This window comes from Prosthecobacter algae (assembly GCF_039542385.1).
In the GTDB taxonomy this organism is placed as follows: Bacteria; Verrucomicrobiota; Verrucomicrobiia; order Verrucomicrobiales; family Verrucomicrobiaceae; genus Prosthecobacter; species Prosthecobacter algae.
This window is the reverse complement of the sequence record NZ_BAABIA010000002.1, coordinates 377,575-397,460: the sequence shown is the minus strand read 5'-3', so window position 1 is coordinate 397,460 and position 19,886 is coordinate 377,575. Positions and strand designations below refer to the sequence as shown.

The following is a 19,886-nucleotide window of genomic DNA, read 5'->3' as shown; positions in this document are numbered from 1 at the left end:
AGGCAGCGGTGAAAGGCATTCAATGCCTAACCAATCATGAGATGATTGGCTGCCACACCTGCCTTTTGACGAGGTCTCCGAGGTGGGTTCGACCTTACTACTCCTTGGCTTCCTGGGGCATCAGCACAACGCGGCGGTTTTTGGCGCGGCCGGGTTCGGTGGTGTTGGTGGCGACGGGGGCCAGGAAGGCGACGCCGGCAGGGGCGAGGCGGTCGCTGGCGATGCCGTGCTGATTCACCAGGGCATTGACCACGGCCTTGGCCCGGCGGTCGGAAAGATCCATATTCGAGGGCAGGCTGCCGATGGCATCTGTGTGGCCGACGACGTAGAGCCGCAGCGCGGGCTGCGCTTTCAGCAAAGCCGCGATCTGTTCCAGCGTGGGGGCGGATTCGGGCTTGAGGCTGTCCTTGTTAAAATCGAAGTAGATGCCGTAGAGCGAGATGCTGCCATCCGTGTCCATGCGGCGCTGCATTTCGTCGGATTTCACCACGACCATGCGGGTATCCATGCTGCCGACGGTGATGAGATCCAGCAGGGCGAAGGGGGCACCTCGGGGTGCCCAGTGAGGCCGGATGGAGGCGGTCTTGCCAGCCCAGAGAGAGGCATAGATTTCCGTGCCCTCGGCGGTGGTTTTTTTGGCGGAGAGGTAGAGGGTCTCGGCGGACAGGCTTTGCAGCGAGGAAGTGAAATCATCGTCAATGAAAGTGATGCCGCCTCGTGTCTGAGTGCCATCTTCCAGCAGGTAAAGCGTCTCAAACCCGGCTGCGGTCAGCTCCTGCTGGTAGTTGCGGAAAAGTTCCAAGGTGGAGCGGTCCGCCTCTGTGCTGTGGTAGGCACGCCGGGTCACGCGGCCTTCCAGCATCAGAGACTTTTCATATTTACCTTCTTTAATTCTGCCGGACTTTAAGGCCTTGCCCAGAGGTAAAAGGTAACGGTCAAAGTCCTTGTCCGAGTAGCGGGAGATGAAGGTGCCGTGATAACGTTTGATGGTGGGGTCGTCCTTTGCGCCCTCCACATCGGCGGCAGGGGGTGCGGCCTGGAGTGAAAGCATGGGGGCCGCGAGCGCCAGGAGAGCGATAAGGGGGAATTTCATGTGGGTGATGGATTCTTACCCATTAAGTTACGCGATCCTGGCGGTGAGGTGTCACTGCACGGCAGGAAAGTTTCAATCCATCACCCAACGGGGTAACGACACGATCCTGGTACCCATGATACTAGGCGCAGTAGACCCTGCGGGCTTTTTGTCACTTGGATCGAATCAACGCAGAAAGCGGCCACGCCATTCCGGGCGGGGCAGGGCACATTGATCATGCTTGCCAAACCACTGGTACCGGTGATCTGCGACAAAGCGGTAGGCGGTATCACGAATGGCACGGGGGATGACCTTGAAGATTTTGGCGAGGCTCCAGGGGAAACCGAGATGGCCGGCGATCTCCAGGGCGGCGTCGCTTTGATGAAACACGCCCTGGGGGCTGATGAAGAGCATCGTGTGGGGCTTTTCAGGGTCCAGCCCGTGCTGGCGGTAGAGCTGGCTGCCGGTTTCGGACTGAATGGAGCCGAAATGGATGCGCCCCTGGGTGTCATGCTTCAGGACGAACTGCACGGCTCCATCGCAGAGATTGCACACGCCATCGAAGAGCAAAAGGTAGGGGTGATCCGATGGGGTGGCTGTCATGGGGGGACGAGGGCTGGCGAAGTGGTGACAAGATACCTACGAATGGAGGGATCTCAAGCGATGCTGCGTGAGCCATGCATGTGGACCGAGACAAATTCGGCCGAAGCTTAGGCATTCCGGCAGCGTAAGTGTGACTCATGAAGAACCTCCGTCTCCTGCTCGTGCTGGCGTTTGGCGTCTCAGGCCTGGGGGCGGCAGAGATCGCGCCCATCCGGGGGCTGAGCCGCACAAATTTGCTCGAGTATCGGGATGAGGCGGGAAAGCTGAAGACAGCTACGACGGTGGCCGAGTGGGAAGTGCGCCGGAAAGCCGCCGTGGCAGCTTTTTTGAGCATGACAGGTCCCCTGCCTGGAGAGGCGATGCGCTGCCCGCTGGATCTGCAGATAGAAGAGGAAGTGGACTGCGGCAGCTATGTGCGGCGGCTGATCAGCTATGCCTCCTCTCCAGGGGGACGGGTACCTGCCTATCTGTGCATTCCCAAAGCCGCGCTGGGCGGAAAACCTGCGCCCGCCGTGCTCTGCCTGCACCCCACGGAAAACGTCATCGGGCACAAGGTGGTCGTCGGTCTTGGGGGCAAACCTCACCGGCAGTATGCGGCTGAACTGGCAGAGCGGGGTTACGTGACTTTGGCCCCCAGCTATCCGCTGCTGGCTTTGTATCAGCCGGATTTGAAGGCTCTGGGATTCACCAGCGGCACCATGAAGGCTGTGTGGGATAACATTCGCGGGCTGGATCTGCTGGAGACGCTGCCGTTTGTGAAAAAGGAAGCAGGTTTCGCCACCATTGGCCATTCCCTGGGCGGGCATAACAGCATCTTCACCGCCGTGCTGGAGCCTCGGCTGAAGGCTATCGTGTCCAGTTGCGGGTTTGATTCCGTGCTGGATTACAAGGATGGCAACATCAAGGGCTGGGTGCAGGAGCGCTACATTTTAAAGATGGGAGACTACCTAGGGCGGCCCCAAGATGTGCCGTTTGATTATTATGAACTCATCGCCTGCCTAGCCCCGCGTGCCTTTTATGTGAATGCGCCGCTGAAGGATTCTAACTTCAAGTGGGACAGCGTGGACCGCATCGCCACTGCGGCAGAGGCCGTCTATAAGCTGCATGGGGCCGAGGGGCGTGTGACCATCCGTCACCCGGACTGTGACCATGACTTTCCCGATACCGAGAGATACGAATCTTATGGGGTGATCGAGAAGGTGCTGGGCAAACCGTGAGCGGTTCAGGGAAAATGGGCTGAAGATTGGGCGCTTCTCTGCTGTTCTAAGCTGGTGCCCTGCGGGGCGACGTGAGATAAAAAACGCGATGAAACTCCTGCCTGCCCTTTTTGCTCTCGCTGCGCTGGGGTTTTGCCTGGCGGAAGATGCACCTTCGCCAACCAACTTTGGTATCAAAGATGGCTCCGTGCCGGAAGATCCGCGTGAAGCCGGGCGCGGCGGGCAGTTCCTGGACTTTCCCACCTGGCCGGTGAGCAAAGAGTTACCGAACGACGTGTTCACCTTTGCCCGGCTGCGGTACAATTCCGAGAGCTGGGGCCGCAGGCGTGGTGGTGGCAAATGGACGACGGACTACCCGGATGCGGACCTGAACTTCAGCTACCGGCTGCAGCAGCTCACTTCCCTACAGGTGAGCCCCAAAGGAGCGGTGGTGGACATTGATGCGGAGCAGATGCGCAACTACCCGTTCATCTACATGATTGAGCCTGGGAACATCAGCCTAACCGAAGGTGATGCCAAAGTGATGCGGGACTACATGCTGAATGGTGGCTTCATCATGGTGGATGACTTCTGGGGAGAGGAGGAGTGGGACACCTTTTACGTCGCTTTGAAGCAGATCTTCCCGGACCGAGAACCGCAGGAGCTGCCGCTGGAGCACGAGGTGTTTCACATGGTGTTCCCGCTGAAGGTGAAACCCCAGATCCCCAGTGTGGGCCATGCGATGGCGGGACGTTCTCAAGGCATCACAGCCGAGCGTTTTGATGCGCAGACGCCGCACTACCGCGCGATCTTTGATGACAAAAAGCGCATCGTCATGATGATCTGCCACAACACGGATCTGGGCGATGGCTGGGAAGAGGAGGGGACGGATCCCTGGTACTTCCGTGAGTTCTCCGAGAAGTATGCTTATCCGCTGGGCATCAACATTGTGTTCTACGCGCTGACGCATTGAGCGGAGCGGACGGAGGGTGGGGCCACAAAAAACCCGCCCTCCTGACGATGCAGAAGGGCGGGTGAATGGAGGGCTAAACGCTTACGCGTTGGCTGGGGTGCCTTCGATGACGGGCAGTTCCTCTTCAGCCGGGACCTGGACGGGTTCGGCCTTGCTGGTCACCTTAACGAACTGAGGCAGGTAGGTGGCCCAGTTGTCGAGGATGTCCTTGGCGCGCAGGCTTTCGGTCTTCTCGAAGTGGTCGCTCACCAGCTTCTTCAACTGGTTGATGTCTTCCGGATCGGTGACTGCGTCGCCTTTGATCATCTCCGAGTTGTGGAGCTGGCCGAAGGCGTTGGTGTCATCCAACAGGTAGGCGACACCGCCGCTCATGCCAGCACCGAAGTTTTTGCCAAAGGTCCCGAGGACCGCGACGACACCGCCAGTCATGTATTCACAACCGTGGTCACCGATGCCTTCGACGACAGCCGTGGCCCCGGAGTTACGGACGCAGAAGCGTTCGCCAGCGCGGCCCGCTGCATAGAGATGGCCACTGGTGGCACCGTACATGACGGTGTTACCCATGATGCTGTTTTCCCAAGTGTTGCAGACTGGGTTGAGCAGCGGGCTCGGGCGGATGATGATTTCACCACCGCAAAGGCCTTTGCCGACATAGTCATTCGCTTCACCGATGAGGGTAAGTTTGACTCCACCACAAAGGAAGGTGCCAAAGCTCTGGCCTGCGCTGCCTTCGCAGGTCACGTCCACGCTGCCTGCTGGCAGACCATGGTTGCCGTGGTGAAAGGCGATCTCACCGCTCAGCTTGGTGCCGATGTTGCGGAAAGTGTTTTTGATCTTGTAGCGGACGGGTTTGACCTTGCGCTTGTCGCTGATGGCGAACTGCGCGTCCTGGATGATCCGGTCGTCCAGCGGGTGCTGGTCGAGGCCGTCATTCTGGTTCATCTGGCAGGTGCGCGGGACGTCCTGATGGAGGTCCTTGCCCACGTCTTTGAGGACGCGGCTAAGGTCGATCATGTTGGCCTTCTTGTGACCGGGGACTTCGCGCTGACGCAGGAACTCGGGACGGCCGATGAGGTCGTTCATGCGGGCCACGCCAAGCTGGGCCATGATCTCGCGGACTTCCTGGGCGACGCCGTTGAAGAAGTTCACCACGTGTTCGGGCTTGCCTTTGAACTTGGCGCGGAACTTCGGATCCGTGGTGGCAACGCCCACAGGGCAGTTGTTCAGGTGGCACTGGCGCACATACACACAGCCGAGGGCGATGAGGGCGATGGTGCCGAAGTTGAACTCTTCTGCGCCGAGCATGGCGGCGATGGCGATGTCGCGACCGTTGCGGAGACCGCCATCGGTACGCAGGGTCACGCGCTCACGCAGACCATTGAGCATGAGCACCTGCTGGGCTTCGGCGAGGCCGAGTTCCCAAGGGAGACCAGCGTGCTTGATTGAGCTGAGCGGGCTGGCACCCGTGCCGCCATCGTGGCCGGAGACCAGAATGATGTCGGCATTGGCCTTGGCCACACCGGCAGCCACGGTGCCGACGCCGGATTCGGCGACGAGCTTCACGCAGACGCGGGCACGGGGGTTGGCTTCCTTCAAGTCATGGATGAGCTGGGCCAGATCTTCGATCGAGTAGATGTCATGATGCGGCGGCGGGCTGATGAGCATGACGCCAGGCGTGGTATTGCGCAGGCGGGCGATCATGCGATTCACCTTCATGGCGGGGAGCTGGCCGCCTTCACCGGGCTTGGCACCCTGGGCCATCTTGATCTCGAGTTCCCAGGCGTTGGCCAGATACTCGGCAGTCACACCAAAGCGACCGGAGGCCACCTGCTTGATCTTGGAGTTCGCCCAGTCACCGTTTTCGTAAGGCTTGAAGCGTTTTGGATCTTCACCGCCTTCACCGGAGTCGGACTTGCCGCCGATGCGGTTCATGGCGATGGCGAGGGCTTCGTGAGCCTCAGGGCTGATGGCGCCCAGGGACATGGCGGCCGTGGTGAAACGGACTCGGATGTCTTCGATGGATTCCACCTCGTCAATCGGGATAGGACCGTCGGAGCTAGGCACGAATTCCAGGAGGTCCTTCAGGGCCACCGGTGTATTCTGAAGCTGGGCAGCCACATAGCTGCTGTAGTCTTCGGCAGAACCGGTTTTGACAAAGGTGTGGAAGTTCTTGATGACCGGGCCGGTGATGGCGTGCGTCTCTCCCTTCTGGCGGGGGCGGTAGTAGCCGGGGTCACCCAGGTCCACATTGCTGGCAGCCGCCTCAGGGGAGGGGACGGGCTGGCCAAAGCCGAGGGCGTGGCGGGCGAGCGCTTCTTCAGCGATCTCGTTGAAGCCGATGCCTTCGATCTGGCTTGGGGTGCCGGTGAAGGCGAATTTCATCACCTCACTGCCGATGCCGACGGCTTCAAAGATCTGAGCGCCGGTGTAGCTGCTGAGCACCGAGATGCCCATTTTGCTCATGATCTTCAGCACGCCTTTTTCCAGGCCTTTGCGGAAGTTGTATAGCGCCTTCGCGTAGTCCACGCCTTCGAGGGCGGGCTTACGGGCGGTTTTGTCATTTTCCAGGACTTCCTGGATGGTGTCAAAGGTGAGGTAAGGGCACACGGCACTGGCGCCGAAGCCGAACAGACAGGCCATCTGGTGGGTGTCGCGGGCTTCGCCAGTCTCGATGACGAGGCTGAGGCGCATGCGCACCTGCTTGCGGTTCAGGTGATGGTGGACAGCACCGGTGGCCAGCAGGGCCGGGATGGCCGCGCGGTTTTCATCCAGACCCCGATCGCTGAGGATGAGGATGCGGACTTCATCATTGACGGCGGCTTCGGCTTCATAGCAAAGGCGGTCCAGGGCCTTCTTCATGCCCGCAGCGCCTTCAGAGATCGGCCAGGTGGCATCTAGCACGCGGTGCGGGAAGTCAGGCAGGGCCTTGATGTCGGCCAGCTCGCTCTCAAAGAGGAACGGGGAGGTGAGGTGAACGACACTGGCGTGTTCCGGAGTTTCACCCAGCCAGTTGCGCTGCCAGCCGAGGACGACGTCCAGGCTCATCACAGCGCGTTCGCGGATCGGGTCAATCGGTGGATTGGTGACCTGGGCGAAGAGCTGTTTGAAGTAGGTGGTCAGCAGGCGCGGGCGCGTGCTGAGGATGGAGAGAGAAGCATCGTCCCCCATGGAGTAGATGCCTTCTTCACCCTTCTGCAGCATGGGCACGAGGGAGAAGTCGATCTCCTCCTTGGTCCAGCCGTAGGCGGCCTGGCGCTGGGAGAGCGGCAGGATGTCCAGCACTTCCTTCGGCGTCTGTGGCGTCTGGACCGTGAGGTTTTTCCGGTTGTTCAGCCACTCGCCGTAAGGCTGCTGCTGGGCGAGGGCGGACTTGATCTCGTCATTGAAACGGACCTTGCCCTTCAGGATGTCCACTTCCAGCATTTCGCCAGGAGCAAGACGGCCTTTTTTGATGACCTTGGCGTCGTCAATGTGGATGATGCCGACTTCAGAACCGAGGGCGAAAACGCCATCTTCCGTCAGTTTCCAGCGGCTCGGGCGCAGACCATTGCGGTCCAGGCTGGCGACGACGCTGAGGCCATCGGTCAAAACCATGGCGGCAGGGCCATCCCAAGGCTCGCTGAAGCACTCGTGGTATTCGTAGAAGGCCTTCAGCTCGCTGGAGGTCGTCGGGTCGATGCCATAGGCGCTCGGCACCAGCATGCCCATGGCATGGGTGAGGGAGCGACCGCTGAGCACGAGCAGTTCCAGGGCCTGATCCAGGCTGGCGGAGTCCGAGCTGTTGGCATCCACGAGGTCCTTCAACAGCCATTCTTCGCTGTCCCAGACTTCGTTTTCGAAGTCGCTGGCGCGGCTGGAAAGCCAGTTGCGGTTGCCGCGCACGGTGTTGATTTCGCCGTTGTGCGCCAGCATCCGGAAGGGATGGCTGAGGGCCCAGGTCGGGAAGGTATTCGTGGAGAAACGCTGATGGAACAGGGCCATCGAGGTGTCGTAGTCATCGCTCTGGAGATCCGTGTAGAATTTCTCCAGGGAGGACGGCAGCAGCAGCGCCTTGTAAACGATGGTGCGGTGGGACATCGAGGCGATGTAGAACTCGGAAAGCTTGGCTTCCTTGGCCTTGATGCGCAGTTCCCGGCGCACGAGGTAGAGCTGGCGCTCAAAGGAGTTGTCATCCATGGCTTCAGGCCGCTCCATGAACAGGTGCTGGATGAAGGGCATGGTGCGGCGGGCTTTTTCGCCCAGCTCATTCGGGTTCACCGGCACGTCACGCCAGCCCAGGACCTTGATGTCGCGGTTGCGCAGGATGCCTTCAGCCACGAGCTGGATTTTCAGGCGCTCCGTCTGGTCATGGGGCAGGAAAAAGACGCCCACGGCGAGGTCCATCGGATGTTCTAGCTTGTGGCCCATCTTTTCCACTTCGGGCATCAGCACCTTGTGGGGGATCTGGGTCAGCACGCCTGCGCCGTCACCGGTTACCCGGTCGGCATCCACCGCGCCACGGTGCTGCACGCTGCAGACGCCGCAGATCGCCTTGTCCAAAATGTCACGACTACGTTTACCATGGATGTTCGCAACAAAGCCGACGCCGCAGGCATCGCGTTCCATGTCCATCAAGTGGAGCGAGCCTTCGTTGGGGATATCCTGGTCGTAGAATGGGTATTTCATGGGGCAGAAAACCCCTCTGCCAGACGACAGCCATCTGGTCGGAGGGGCGGGTAGTTTGTAACCGTCGAAGCCAATTGGCAAGCAACTAGAGTGCCAAGGAGATAATCTGGCGTTCAGGGAGCTGAGGATATCGGGGCTAGAGGAAGCCGCTTTGCATAAATAGGGAGTCGCCCCAGCTTGGATTTTCGAAGGTGAGCCGCAGTTTTAGCCCCGGAAAAGCACTTTTACTGAGGCTGAAGAAGCAAAAACGAAAAATCTTTGTGAGGCCGTGGGTGCGGGGTATGCCCTAGCACCCACTGACCTTAGCTGCGGGGGAGGCTTCCCCAAAAGATGGTAGCCAAGCTGCCGGGAGGGCTAGACGGGCCGGGTGATGATGACAATCGGCGCAGGGGTCTGTGATCCCTGCGGCTGCTGAGACCACGGTGGCAAACCTGGGAGGACCTGCGGAGGTGTGGGGCGTGGGAAGCGCGGCGTGGCCTGCGGCGGTGCCGGTTTCCAAGTGCGTTTGAAGAGGCCGGCTGTGCGGTCAAATTCTTCTTCGGCTTTCACGGTGCCTGCTTGCAGCGAGATCGCGCTGAGCGAAACGAAAGCGATGGCCAGAATGGAGAGAAACTTTTTCATGGGGTAGATTGCCAGAGGTTGAGATCAATAACGGTATCTGAGGCCCAGGCCGACGATGTGGCGCTGGTATTCGGCGAAGGCGACGGAGGAGTCGGCAATGAAGTAGTGGTAGCTGAGCTCGACGCTCAGGTTCTCGTTGAAGATGGGGCGGGAGAGCGAGGTGGAGACCATCCAGGCATTATCCAGTCGTTGAGGATCCGGTGTGTACTGGGTGAAGTCCTCGCTGGAGTAGCTGAGGGCCCCGCGCCAGGTGAGCTTCCAGGGCAGGGAGACTTGTACGGAGGTGTTCACGCTGTGGGCACTGGTTTCAAACTGGGTGCCGCGAGTGTCGGCCCAGCGGTAGGCGTAGCCCAGACCCAAAATGAGGCGGTTTTCACAGAGGTAGAAGTATTGGTCCACTCCGGCGGTCTGGTAGGTGCCATCGCGGGAAAAGGTGCCGGGGGTGGCTGTGTCGTCATTGAAGTCCTTGTCGTCGAGACCGTAGTGGAGGGAGGTCATGGCCCAGGGCTTCCACTGAAGGTCAAAAAGGGTCTTGAAACCGACGGCGTGGTTGAAAAATTCGTTGCCCACCTCGGTGTATTCCCAGTTGCCGGAAAGGCGGGCCCGGTAGGGCAGGGTGTCCAGCTTGCCCTGGCGATCCAGGTAGGCACCGACGATATTTTGATTCACATCAAAATCGTTCAGGGCCTGGCGTTCGTGCCAGCTCTGGTAGCCGTCCAGGGTGAGACCGAGGCTGAAGGGGCCGGAATCCAGCGCCTGATGCAGCGGTGTGTAGTCGAGCGCCCAGCCGAGCAGCACGCGGCCTGAGGCCTCGGGGCCGGTGAGGGGGGAATTGGAAGCACGCGCTGCTACGTTGTCATCGTATTCCATAGCCAGACGCAGTTGAGCCTTAAAGCGCCTCTCGGCCCCGGCTGGGGACTCGATCATGTTGGAGCCGAGGGAGGTGTCATAAAAGGGGGAGATTTCCGCCAGCATGGGGCGCAGCTCAGGCAGCACCACATCCGCCCGGCGAGCATATTCAGAGTCAGGCGCACGCAGTTTCACCTCATCCAGTAGCCGAACCGATTCAGCGACATCGCCATTCGTGCCCAGCGCTTCGGCCAGGTAATAACGGCAGGCGACGCTGTCGGGGTCGATTTTCAAGGCTTGACGGAGCAGGGCAATGGCTTCCGGCAACTGCTCCTTTTCCATGAGGGCGATGGCCTTGGCCCGCAGGGCGGTGACGTCTTGGGGTTGTTGGCTCAAAAGCGCATCCGCCGCCAGGATGGTCTGGTCGGGATCTCCGGCGTTCATGGTGGCAGCCAAGCGCTGATGAGCGGGGCTGAGTTCGGCCTGCAGCGGGGAGGCGAGCGCCAGCAGGAGGGCGAAGGAGCCGAGATGAAGGAGACGGGAGCAATGCATAGGGAGATGAAAGGGGAGTGTGCTGTGGGCCGGGTCTTTAGTATTTATCGTAGCCGGGTTTTTCCATATCTTTGACGGTAAAAGGATCTTTGAAATTGATGGTGCCGCCGCCTTTGTTGGCCAGTTCTTCAGGGTCGCAACCAGCACCGACGGCGACTTTGCTGGGAGGTGGGGCATCAGAGGTATCCACAAATTCTTCGGCGTCGCGGTTTTCCCCAAGAAGGTCTTCGTTGAGCTGATCCTGGAGAGGGCGGATCTGGTTTTCATTGATGACGGAGGGGCCTTTTTTGCCGCCGCCTTTGGAGTGATTTTCGTCGTAGATTTCGGGCTCTGGAGCGGGAGCGGGTTCAGGTTCGGGAGGCTTTTCACCACCCCCGAGGCCGACTTTTTCTGCAATCCATTTCACGCCTGCCGTAACTCCGTCTGCGATGGCCCGACCAGCCCCGGTGGCGGAGAGGGCATAACCAATGGCCATGCCCAGGATGCCGCCGCCGACAAAACCGAGGATGAGGCCGATGGCGAGATCTGAAGCGAGATTGCCCGCAGCGGTGGCACCCGCATTCACCATGCCCGTGGTGTCACCATTGGCAGCAGCCTCCACAAAGGAGCCGCTGCCAGGCAGCAGAATGTCGGCCCCTTTGCCTGCGGCCTGGCCCAGGCTTTCAGACTGCATGAGACCGCCCACCTGCTCCATGGTCTTGCCTCCTTTGCCACCGTAGGCCTGACCAGCGGTACCCAGCCAGCCGCCCGCTTCTCCCAGCGCGCCGGAGGGATCGGTGGCAGGATTGTTGGCAAAAGGGGATTCCCCTTGGTAGCGTTCTTCGCCCGTGTCGTGGTTGAGGTCGGGGCGTTGAAGCCCGCCCTGAAAGCCACCTTTGAGTCCACCGATGCCATCCTTCCCTGGCAGGCCGGTGCCGGGGAGTTCGGCCCCACCTTTGGGAAGCTCCACACTGGGCCGCTCCGGCACCTGCTGGAAGACTCCGAGGTCCAAAGGCCGGGGGTCAATCTGTGGCCCGATGCGCATGTCCTCGGCCTTGATGGTGGGCAGGACCGCGGTACTGGGAGGGGGCAGGTCATTGACCTTGTTAGGCGGAGAAGTGACCGTCTCTGGATTCAGCGGCAGACTTTCGGCGGGGCTTTCCAGCGGGAACACCTTTTTCTCAGGATCGCGTCCGCGGCTGGCGGCGGGCTTTGGCGGCTCCGGCTCAGGCAGGCGGTCGGGGCGCGGTTTGGCCTTGGGCTCCTTGGAGGTGCCGGTGGCGCTCTGGGTGCTGACGCCGCCGCCGGAAGATTTCTTTTTCGGCTCCGGCTGATCCTTGGCTTTGTCGAAGAGGGACTTGATCTTGTTTTTATCGACGGTCTTCGGCTTGTCGGGATTGAGGGAGGAAGGCGGGCGGCGGACGTCGGAGGGACGGACATCAAAGGGCCGCGACGGGTTGGGATTGACCGTGGGCGGGACCCTGGGATTGGGCGTGATGGGGAAATACTCCCGCTCTTGAGAAACGGCCCCGAACGGGAGGCTGAGAAGACTAACCAAAAGAATGGCAAGTAGGACGACCTTGCGACCCTGCACAGGGAGGCTGGCAGGGCGTTCCGCCGCTTTTGAAATTTGTTCGGCGTTCATGCTCGCAACATCCTGTTAGGCGGATGTTTGTAAAATTTTATAATTTCAACGGCAACACTTTAATCTGAGGGGCCGTGGAAACGATGCGCCATGGAAAGAGTAGGGTGGGCGAAAGGCTACTTTGCAGCGGGTGATCGGCGGGTCTTGCAAATCGCCAGGAAACAATTGCGTGGAAGTCAGCCCTGCTTCGCTTTGACGACGATGTCGCCATTCACCAGCAGCCCATGCAGACTGCGGCGATAGACATGCTGTTCGGGCCGCAGCATGCCATGGGTGAGGCCGCATTTGGCAAAGCTGACGGCGAGCTTGGGCGACTCCTCCCATTTGGAGAGATCGTGCCGGGTGCTCTTGCAATATAGCGTGTGGTCGAAGCGCTCTTTCTCGTGAATCTTGCCGTCGTGGATGTGCAGGGTGGGAAAGAAGATTTCTGCGGGCCGCGCTGTGGGAAAGGTGAAGGCCATGGGCTGGATCTTGGAATGGCCGGGCTTCAGCTTGAACACAGCAAAGCCAAACTCGGGATAGCCAGGGAGCTGGGGCCAGACATCGGCGGGCAGGCGGAAGCGCTCATCCAGACGGGTGAAGTCGGCGATGCCGGGCACATAGCTGGCATCGAAAGCCCCGACGGAGACGACCTTTAGGTTGCCCCTTCCGGGCGCAGGCGCGGGAGCGGCCCCAAACGTATCGCTGTACGTGCTTGCAGGCACCGGAAAGGCTTTGTGAAGATCGTCGAAGAGCGCTGGATAACCCTGCAGGTCATGAAATGTGACGGCTTTCTCCCCTTCCCCAGCCTTCACGGGAATAGGCAGGACCATGGCGACTTCCTGGTCCGCCTGGATACCCATTTGATAAACGATGGCCTGATGTCCCCGCTGACCGACCCTGGCAAAAATGCGGGTGTTTTTGACTTCATGGACGGGGCCAGAAAAGCAGCACATGAGCGGCTTTGTATCAGAAAGGGTGGGGCTTTGTCATGAGCATTCTGGAGCCTGGGCCTCAGGAAGTGAGAAAAGGCGGGGCAAATGCGCCGGAACATCATGAAATCCTTGCATACAGCCTTTCGTTAGGCTTTGAGCAAGAACAGCCACCATGTGGGAAATCCTAAAACAGCATTGGCGCGATGGCGTGGAGATTCTCATCCTCGCCGTGCTGGTCTATCAGGCCTACCTGTTCTTCCGCGCCACGCGCGGGGCACGCATCCTCACGGGGCTGCTCATGCTACTTCTGGGGCTGGCGCTGGTTTCGCAGCTTTTGAAGCTGGAGGTGATCACCTGGCTGCTGCAGCGCATTTCGGTTTTCCTGGCCATCGCCCTGGTGGTGCTGTTCCAGCCGGAGCTGCGGCGCGTGCTGGCGGAGCTGGGCAGCCACCGCATGTTTTCGCTGAACCGGCCGGATCCAGAATCGCTGGACGTGCTGCTGGAGGCGATGCAGCAGCTTTCCGCCCGCCGCTGTGGGGCGCTCTTTGCCATCAAGCGCGGCATTGACCTGCGCCTGCTGGCGGAGACGGGGGTGAGCGTGGATGCACGCCTTTCACCGGAACTCATCACCACCATCTTTCATCCGAAGACGGCCCTGCACGATGGCGGGGCCATCATCGACCAGGGCCGCATTGCCTCAGCGGGCTGCGTTTTCCCCGTCAGCCAGAGGGAGGTGCGGGACCGCGCCATCGGCCTGCGCCACCGCGCCGCCATGGGCGTGACCGAAGAGACCGACGCCATCGCCCTCATCGTGAGTGAGGAAAGCGGAGCCCTGTCCCTGGCCTACCGGGGCAAGCTGGAGCACGACCTTGAGCCAGAGGAACTACGCGACCGTCTGAATGAGCTGCTGACCTTTGGCGCTGCCGCCCCCGAACCCGTGCAGGAGGAACCGACCCGTGACCTGGGACCAGTTTAAAAACTTTTTCACCCGCAACTGGCGCGAAAAATTCGTGGCGCTGCTGCTGGCCTTTCTGTTTTGGTTCATGATCAAGAGCCAGATCAGCGTGGGGCCGCGCGACTATCCGCCCCTGCCGCCCCTGCGTGCCGTGTGAGCGACTTTGTGCGGCGGGCTTTGACACTGGGGCAGTCCTGAGGTAAACCGCGCGCTCTATGTCTGAAAAGCGTCAATTCTTCGGCACCGACGGCGTCCGCGCCGTGGCCAATCGCCATCCCATGACCCCTGAGTTTGTCCTTCGCCTGGGGCAGGCGGCGGCGGCTGTGCTGGGAAGCCGGACTGAAGGGGGCGACCGGCCCCGCTGCATCATCGGGCGGGATACGCGCGCTTCCGGGGAGATGCTGGAGTCTGCCCTCATCGCAGGTCTGAACTCCGCCGGGGTGGATGTCGTCCTCGCAGGCATGGTGCCCACCCCTGCCGTGGCCATGCTGGCCGCGCAGACCGGGGCTAACTTTGGCGTGGTGGTCAGCGCCTCGCACAATCCTTTTGAAGACAACGGCATCAAGTTCGTCCACGGCAACGGCCGCAAGCTGAGCGACAAGACGGAAATCGCCATCGAGAAGATCGTCCTCGGCAATACCGAAGAGGCCACCCGTCCAGAAGGGCGTGGCATCGGCCGAGTAAGCCGGATGGCAGACAGTGTGGAGCGCTACGTGGCCCACGCGGTGGCCAGCATGGGCGGCCTGCGGCTGGACGGCATGCGGGTGGCGCTGGACAATGCCCACGGCGCTGCCTCCTACACCAGTGCGCTGGCGCTGGAGCAACTGGGTGCGGACGTGCAGGTCTTTCACAGTGAGCCGGACGGCTTTAACATCAATGAGGAGTGTGGCTGCACGCACAGCGAGGAGCTGGAGCGTCTGGTGCGCCAGTCCCAGGCGCAGGCCGGCATCGCCCATGATGGGGATGCGGACCGCATCGCCCTGTGTGACGAGGAAGCCATCGCCCTGGATGGGGATGAACTGATGGCCATCGCTGCCGAGTCCATGCTGCGCAAAGGCACGCTGAAGCAGAACACGCTGGCCGTGACCATCATGAGCAACTACGGCCTGGACGACCTCGTCTCCCGCCTGGGTGGCCGCGTGATCCGCACCAATGTGGGCGACCGCTACGTGCTGGAGGAAATGCACTCCCGCGGTCTGAACCTGGGTGGCGAGCAGAGCGGCCACATCATCTTTGGCGACTGGGCCACCACGGGCGACGGCCTCATCGCCGGCCTGCAGGTGCTGAAAATCATGAAGGAAACAGGCGAGCCGCTGAGCCACCTGCGCAAGTGCCTCAAAAAATTCCCCCAGGCCGCCCGCAACCTGCGCGTGCGCAGCAAGCCGCCGATCACAGAGCTGGCCGATGCCCAGAAGATCATCAAGGAAACGGAGAAGAAGCTGGGCGACTACGGTCGTGTGCTGCTGCGCTACTCCGGTACGGAGTCCCTCATCCGCCTGCTCATTGAAGGCCGCGACGTGGAGTACCTCGAAGCCCAGGCCGACAAGATCGCCTCGGCGATCCTGGCGCAGATCGGGTGATCTCGGAAGCCCGGCGAGATCTTTCGTTTCGCGGATTGGTTGCCGTGAAGGAGTATCGTGGGTGATTTGGGGGGCGGGTTTGGACTTGGCAGGGTTTAGAGCTTCCAAGGCTGGAACCCCTCACCCTGGCCTCTCCCACAGGGGGAGGAGGGTTTTGTGGTCGCCTTGTATTTCTGGAGCGGACGAGAATCCGCCCGGCTCTCTTGGCAGAAACAAAGCCCGCTTGCTTCTAGATCATGAAGTCCAAACGCCCCCCTCTCCCTGGGGTGCGAAGCCGCGAAGCAAAAGGCCAGGGAGAGGGGCTGCTTGGCTGTCCTGGAGAAAACGGCCCTTGAAGATGATCGACAGGGGACTACACCAAAGCCAAATTCGGGTCCACATCCGCTTCCAGTGGCGAGGTGTGGCCTAACGAAAAGCGTTGGGCGGCGGCGAAGGCGATCATCCCGGCATTGTCCGTGCAGAGGTCTGGGCGGGCGAGCAGAAGGGTGAGGCCCTCTTTGGCGCAGCGGGCGGTGAGTTTTTCCCGCAGGCCGCGATTGCAACTGACGCCGCCGCTGACGGTGACGAGGGTTTCGCCCGTCTGGCGGGCCGCGAGGACGAGCTTTTCCACCAGCACTTCGGTGATGGCCTCCTGCACGCTGGCGCACACGTCAGCGAGGACGGTGGGGTTTTCGAGGTCGAGCTTGGGCAGCTCGTACAGCACGGCGGTCTTCAGGCCGCTGAAGCTGAACTCCAGGCTCTGGCCATCCATGAAGCTGCGGGGGAAGGCGTAGGCGCGGGGATTGCCCTCGCGAGCTTGTTTGTCAATCTCCGGCCCGCCGGGATAGGGCAAGCCGATCATTTTGGCCACCTTGTCAAAGGCCTCGCCCGCCGCATCATCGCGTGTGCGGCCTAACAAACGATAATCGCCCACGCGGCGCACCTGCACGAGCATGGTGTGGCCGCCGCTGACGATGAGGGCGATGGAAGGGCGCACGGGGCCGTTTTCGCCCATGAAGGGGGACAGCAGGTGGCCCTCCATGTGGTTCACGGCGAGGAAGGGCTTTTTCTCCGCCACGGCCAGGGCCTTGGCCATGCTGGTGCCGATGAGCAGGGAGCTGACCAGACCGGGCCCGCTGGTGGCGGCAAAGGCAGCGATGTCGCCGAGCTGCATTCCTGCCTCCGCCAGAACCTCGGCGACGAGGGGGCGGACGTGGAGGATGTGATTGCGCGAGGCCACCTCCGGCACCACCCCACCATAGAGGCGGTGGATGTCTGCCTGGGAGGCGATGCGGGAGGCGAGCAGGCGGCCCTCTGGCGTGCAGATGGCGGCGGCGGTCTCGTCGCAGGAGGACTCGAGGGCGAGGATGGCCATGCGGTGGGAGGGAAAATCAGGCCGGGCGCACGGAGGCACGGCGCAGTTTGTCCATCATGGCCACGCCCATGCCGTGTTCCAGCATCGGTTCGGCGATGATTTCATCCACGCCCAGTTTGTCCAGCTCGCGCAGGACGTAGAAGAAGCGCACTGCCGCCTCCGGCAGCTTGCCATTGCCAGGACTGAGGACCATGACCTGCTCAAAATCAGCGAGGTCGAGGTAGCCGTCCTTCTCTTCGCCACGGTAGCTCATGAGGGCGTAGCGTTTGCCCTCTTCGGGGGTGAAGTCGGAGGGTTTGCTGAGCAGGCGCAAAGGGGTGCGTGGGGCGTAGTGGGAGGCGAGCTGGCCGGGGGCCTCGCTGGCACCATCCACCACGGTGCGCGTCATGCGCTCAAGGCGGCCGTAGAGCTTCAGATCTTCGGGCGTCACCGGGCCGGGACGCACGATGGTGATCAGATTTTTTGGGGTGGCGGGCGTCACCTTGATGATGGTGGACTCCAGGCCATGCAGGCAGGCACCACCATCCACGATGAGGGGGATGCGACCACCCAGTTCGGCCAGCACCGCGCTGGCGGAGGTGGGGCTGATGGCTCCAAAACGGTTCGCGCTGGGCGCGGCGATGGGCTTGTTCAGCGCGCTGGCCACCCGTTTAAAAATGGGGTGGCTGCTGATGCGGACAGCCACGGTGGGTAGGCCAGCGGTGACGAGATCCGGCACGCAGGCTTTCTTCGGCAGCAGCAGGGTGAGAGGGCCGGGCCAGTAACGCTCAATGAGGCGGGCGACGGTTTTTTTCACTTCTTCCGGAATGTCCGCCACCAGGTCCAGCATCTTGATGTCGGCCAGGTGAACGATGAGGGGGTCGAAGGTGGGACGCTCCTTGACCTCAAAGATTTTCGCCACGGCCTGGGGATTCAGGGCATCGGCGGCGAGGCCATAGACGGTCTCTGTGGGCAGTGCCACCACGTCCCCGGCCTGGAGCAGGCGCACAGCCTCCTCCACGGCATGATGCAAAAGGGGCGGCTGGTCGGTCGGCAGGATCGGGGTGGACATGAACCCGCACGTTCCGCCAAGATCCGGCGATTGCAAGAGGGGAGGGGGAGGAGCGCGATGGCACGTCTTCAGTAGCTTTCTCTCAAGCCCGCCAAGCCAGCAGATTCCGCGCGTGTTCACGCGCGGATTCCAGCTTACCGCCGAGCATGCGGGCGAGTTCTTCGATGCGTTCCCCATCAGCGACTTCGCGGATGTGGGATTTGGTGCGGTCGCCTTCGATTTCTTTGGTGACGACGAAGTGGCTGGCGGCCAGGGAGGCCACCTGGGGGAAGTGGGTGATGGCGATGACCTGATGCGTGCTGCCCAGGGAGGCCATCTTGTGGCCCACGGCCTCGGCGATGTTGCCACCCACGTTGGCGTCGATTTCGTCGAACACGAGAAGTGGCACGGCATCCTGCTTGGCCAGGGCGCTTTTCACGGCCAGAAGCACGCGGGACATTTCCCCGCTGCTGGCGGTGAGGCGCAGGGGTTTCAGCGGTTCGCCCGGGTTGGGGGCAAACTGGAAGTCCACCTCCTCCAGGCCCTGGCGGGCGGGTTCGGCCAGGGGTGAAAGTTGGGTCTCGAAGACGCTGCGTTTGAAGCCGAGATCGGCCAAATGGGTGGCCACTTCTTTGGCCAGCTTGGGCGCGGCATCAGCACGTTTTTTGGAAAGCTGTTTGCCGAGTTTTTCCACCTCGGCCCGGCGATCCTTGACGAGTTTTTCCAGGCGCTCCAGTTCCTCGCCTCGGTTCTCGATCTTTGCCAGTCGCTGCTCGGCCTCCTGCTGGAATTCAAGGATGGCGGCGACGGTGGGGCCGTACTTGCGTTTCAGGGTCTGGATGGTGTGGATGCGCTGGTCCAACTGCGCCAGCTCGGCGGGGTCGGTTTCCAGGTCGTCGGCGTATTCCTGCACACTGCTTTCTAGCTCAGTGAGCTCGATCTGGGCGGACTTGAATCCCTCAAACATGGCGGTGGTGCCGGGATCAATCTTTTCCAGCTCATGGATGTGGCGGCTGATTTCGCGCAGGGCATCCAGGATGCCGCCTTCACCCTCGCCCAGACGGGCGGTGATGGCGGCGCAGACTTCGGCTAAGCGGGCTCCATTGGCGGCGATGCGGTGGCGGGCTTCGATCTCCTCTTCCTCGCCCGGCTTCAGCGCGGCGGCGGCGATTTCCTGGGCCTGAAAGCGCAGCATGTCCACCTGTTGGCTGCTGCTGCGTTCGCTGTTGGCCAGGTCTTCCAGCTCGCTCTGGGCGGCACGCCACTGCTGCCAGACGGCTTGGTATTTGTGCAGGGTGTCTTCGCTGCCGGTGTATTTGTCCACCATCTCAAGCTGGCGGTCTTGGGAGTTCAGTGACTGGTGGTCGTGCGGCCCATGCAGGTCCACGAGGTGCTCGCCCAGGGCTTTCAGCACCTGGATGGTCACGGGGGAACAATTGACGAGCTGCTTGTTCGCGCCGCTGGTGCTGATGCTACGCTTGATCAGCAGTTCGCCATCCTGGCAGGGCTCCAGTCCGGCCTCCTCCAGCACGGCATCCACGGCGCGGGTATCCTTCAGATGAAAGCTGGCCTCCACGGTGCAGGTGTCCTGGCCATTGCGGATGAGGCTCCGGTCGGCCCGTTCGCCCAGAATGAGTTTCAGGGCACCGACGATGATGGACTTGCCCGCTCCGGTTTCACCGGTCACTCCGATCAAACCTGCTCGTAAATCCCAGGTGACATCCTCGACGAGGGCCAGGTGACGGATCTTGATGAAAGAGAGCATGGTGGGAAAGGTTTGGCGGAGCGATTATGCGTAGATCTCTGCGGCATTTCAACCGCAAGTACAATTCATTTGAACATGAAAATGCGTCAGAGACGAATCTCTGACGCATGCACAGGAACCAAGATGAACGATG

The 19,886-nt window shown here is 61.3% G+C and carries 15 protein-coding genes; 5 read left to right on the top strand and 10 right to left on the bottom strand.

Features of this window, described 5'->3' with window-relative positions; genetic code table 11:
- Positions 1–97: 97 nt before the first annotated feature.
- Positions 98–1,093: an OmpA family protein gene (locus ABEB25_RS05020; RefSeq protein WP_345735285.1), complete on the bottom strand. Its 996-nt coding sequence runs from the start codon at positions 1,091–1,093 to the stop codon at positions 98–100.
- 165 nt (positions 1,094–1,258) lie between these two features.
- Positions 1,259–1,675: a thiol-disulfide oxidoreductase DCC family protein gene (locus ABEB25_RS05015; RefSeq protein ID WP_345735284.1), complete on the bottom strand. Its 417-nt coding sequence runs from the start codon at positions 1,673–1,675 to the stop codon at positions 1,259–1,261.
- A gap of 137 nt (positions 1,676–1,812) precedes the next feature.
- Here ABEB25_RS05015 and ABEB25_RS05010 point away from each other — a divergent pair, with 137 nt between their 5' ends.
- Both ABEB25_RS05010 and ABEB25_RS05005 read left to right on the top strand, forming a co-directional pair.
- A complete protein-coding gene (locus tag ABEB25_RS05010; RefSeq protein ID WP_345735283.1) occupies positions 1,813–2,892 on the top strand; it encodes a dienelactone hydrolase family protein in 1,080 nt (359 codons plus the stop codon).
- Positions 2,893–2,980: 88 nt separating this feature from the next.
- Complete coding sequence (locus tag ABEB25_RS05005; RefSeq protein WP_345735282.1) at positions 2,981–3,844, top strand: DUF4159 domain-containing protein; 864 nt, start codon at positions 2,981–2,983, stop codon at positions 3,842–3,844.
- An 81-nt stretch (positions 3,845–3,925) separates the two neighbouring features.
- On the opposite strand, the gene gltB is transcribed toward ABEB25_RS05005, so the two are convergent.
- The 5 genes from gltB to ABEB25_RS04980 form a co-directional block, all read right to left on the bottom strand.
- Positions 3,926–8,509 (bottom strand): glutamate synthase large subunit, encoded by a 4,584-nt coding sequence (gene gltB, locus ABEB25_RS05000; RefSeq protein WP_345735281.1) that lies wholly within the window; start codon positions 8,507–8,509, stop codon positions 3,926–3,928.
- Between the two features lie 354 nt (positions 8,510–8,863).
- A complete protein-coding gene (locus ABEB25_RS04995) occupies positions 8,864–9,130 on the bottom strand; it encodes a hypothetical protein (RefSeq protein ID WP_345735280.1) in 267 nt (88 codons plus the stop codon).
- Between the two features lie 24 nt (positions 9,131–9,154).
- Positions 9,155–10,531: a tetratricopeptide repeat protein gene (locus ABEB25_RS04990; RefSeq protein WP_345735279.1), complete on the bottom strand. Its 1,377-nt coding sequence runs from the start codon at positions 10,529–10,531 to the stop codon at positions 9,155–9,157.
- Between the two features lie 37 nt (positions 10,532–10,568).
- Positions 10,569–12,155 (bottom strand): hypothetical protein, encoded by a 1,587-nt coding sequence (locus ABEB25_RS04985; protein WP_345735278.1) that lies wholly within the window; start codon positions 12,153–12,155, stop codon positions 10,569–10,571.
- 176 nt (positions 12,156–12,331) lie between these two features.
- Positions 12,332–13,090 (bottom strand): hypothetical protein, encoded by a 759-nt coding sequence (locus ABEB25_RS04980; protein WP_345735277.1) that lies wholly within the window; start codon positions 13,088–13,090, stop codon positions 12,332–12,334.
- Positions 13,091–13,241: 151 nt separating this feature from the next.
- Here ABEB25_RS04980 and cdaA point away from each other — a divergent pair, with 151 nt between their 5' ends.
- From cdaA to glmM, 3 genes are read left to right on the top strand one after another with little or no spacing between them, the layout of a single operon-like run.
- Positions 13,242–14,045 (top strand): diadenylate cyclase CdaA, encoded by an 804-nt coding sequence (gene cdaA, locus ABEB25_RS04975; protein WP_345735276.1) that lies wholly within the window; start codon positions 13,242–13,244, stop codon positions 14,043–14,045.
- Complete coding sequence (locus ABEB25_RS04970) at positions 14,026–14,181, top strand: hypothetical protein (protein WP_345735275.1); 156 nt, start codon at positions 14,026–14,028, stop codon at positions 14,179–14,181. Before cdaA ends, ABEB25_RS04970 begins: the two co-directional genes overlap by 20 nt.
- A 58-nt stretch (positions 14,182–14,239) precedes the next feature.
- Entirely contained in the window at positions 14,240–15,604 is a 1,365-nt protein-coding gene (glmM, locus tag ABEB25_RS04965; protein ID WP_345735274.1) for a phosphoglucosamine mutase, read from the top strand.
- Between the two features lie 352 nt (positions 15,605–15,956).
- On the opposite strand, the gene tsaD is transcribed toward glmM, so the two are convergent.
- From tsaD to recN, 3 genes are all read right to left on the bottom strand, one after another.
- A complete protein-coding gene (gene tsaD / locus ABEB25_RS04960) occupies positions 15,957–16,958 on the bottom strand; it encodes a tRNA (adenosine(37)-N6)-threonylcarbamoyltransferase complex transferase subunit TsaD (protein ID WP_345735273.1) in 1,002 nt (333 codons plus the stop codon).
- A gap of 16 nt (positions 16,959–16,974) precedes the next feature.
- Complete coding sequence (locus tag ABEB25_RS04955) at positions 16,975–18,009, bottom strand: L-threonylcarbamoyladenylate synthase (RefSeq protein ID WP_345735272.1); 1,035 nt, start codon at positions 18,007–18,009, stop codon at positions 16,975–16,977.
- Between the two features lie 82 nt (positions 18,010–18,091).
- Positions 18,092–19,753, bottom strand: coding sequence for a DNA repair protein RecN (gene recN / locus ABEB25_RS04950; RefSeq protein ID WP_345735271.1), 1,662 nt, complete (start codon positions 19,751–19,753; stop codon positions 18,092–18,094).
- Between the last annotated feature and the right edge of the window lie 133 nt (positions 19,754–19,886).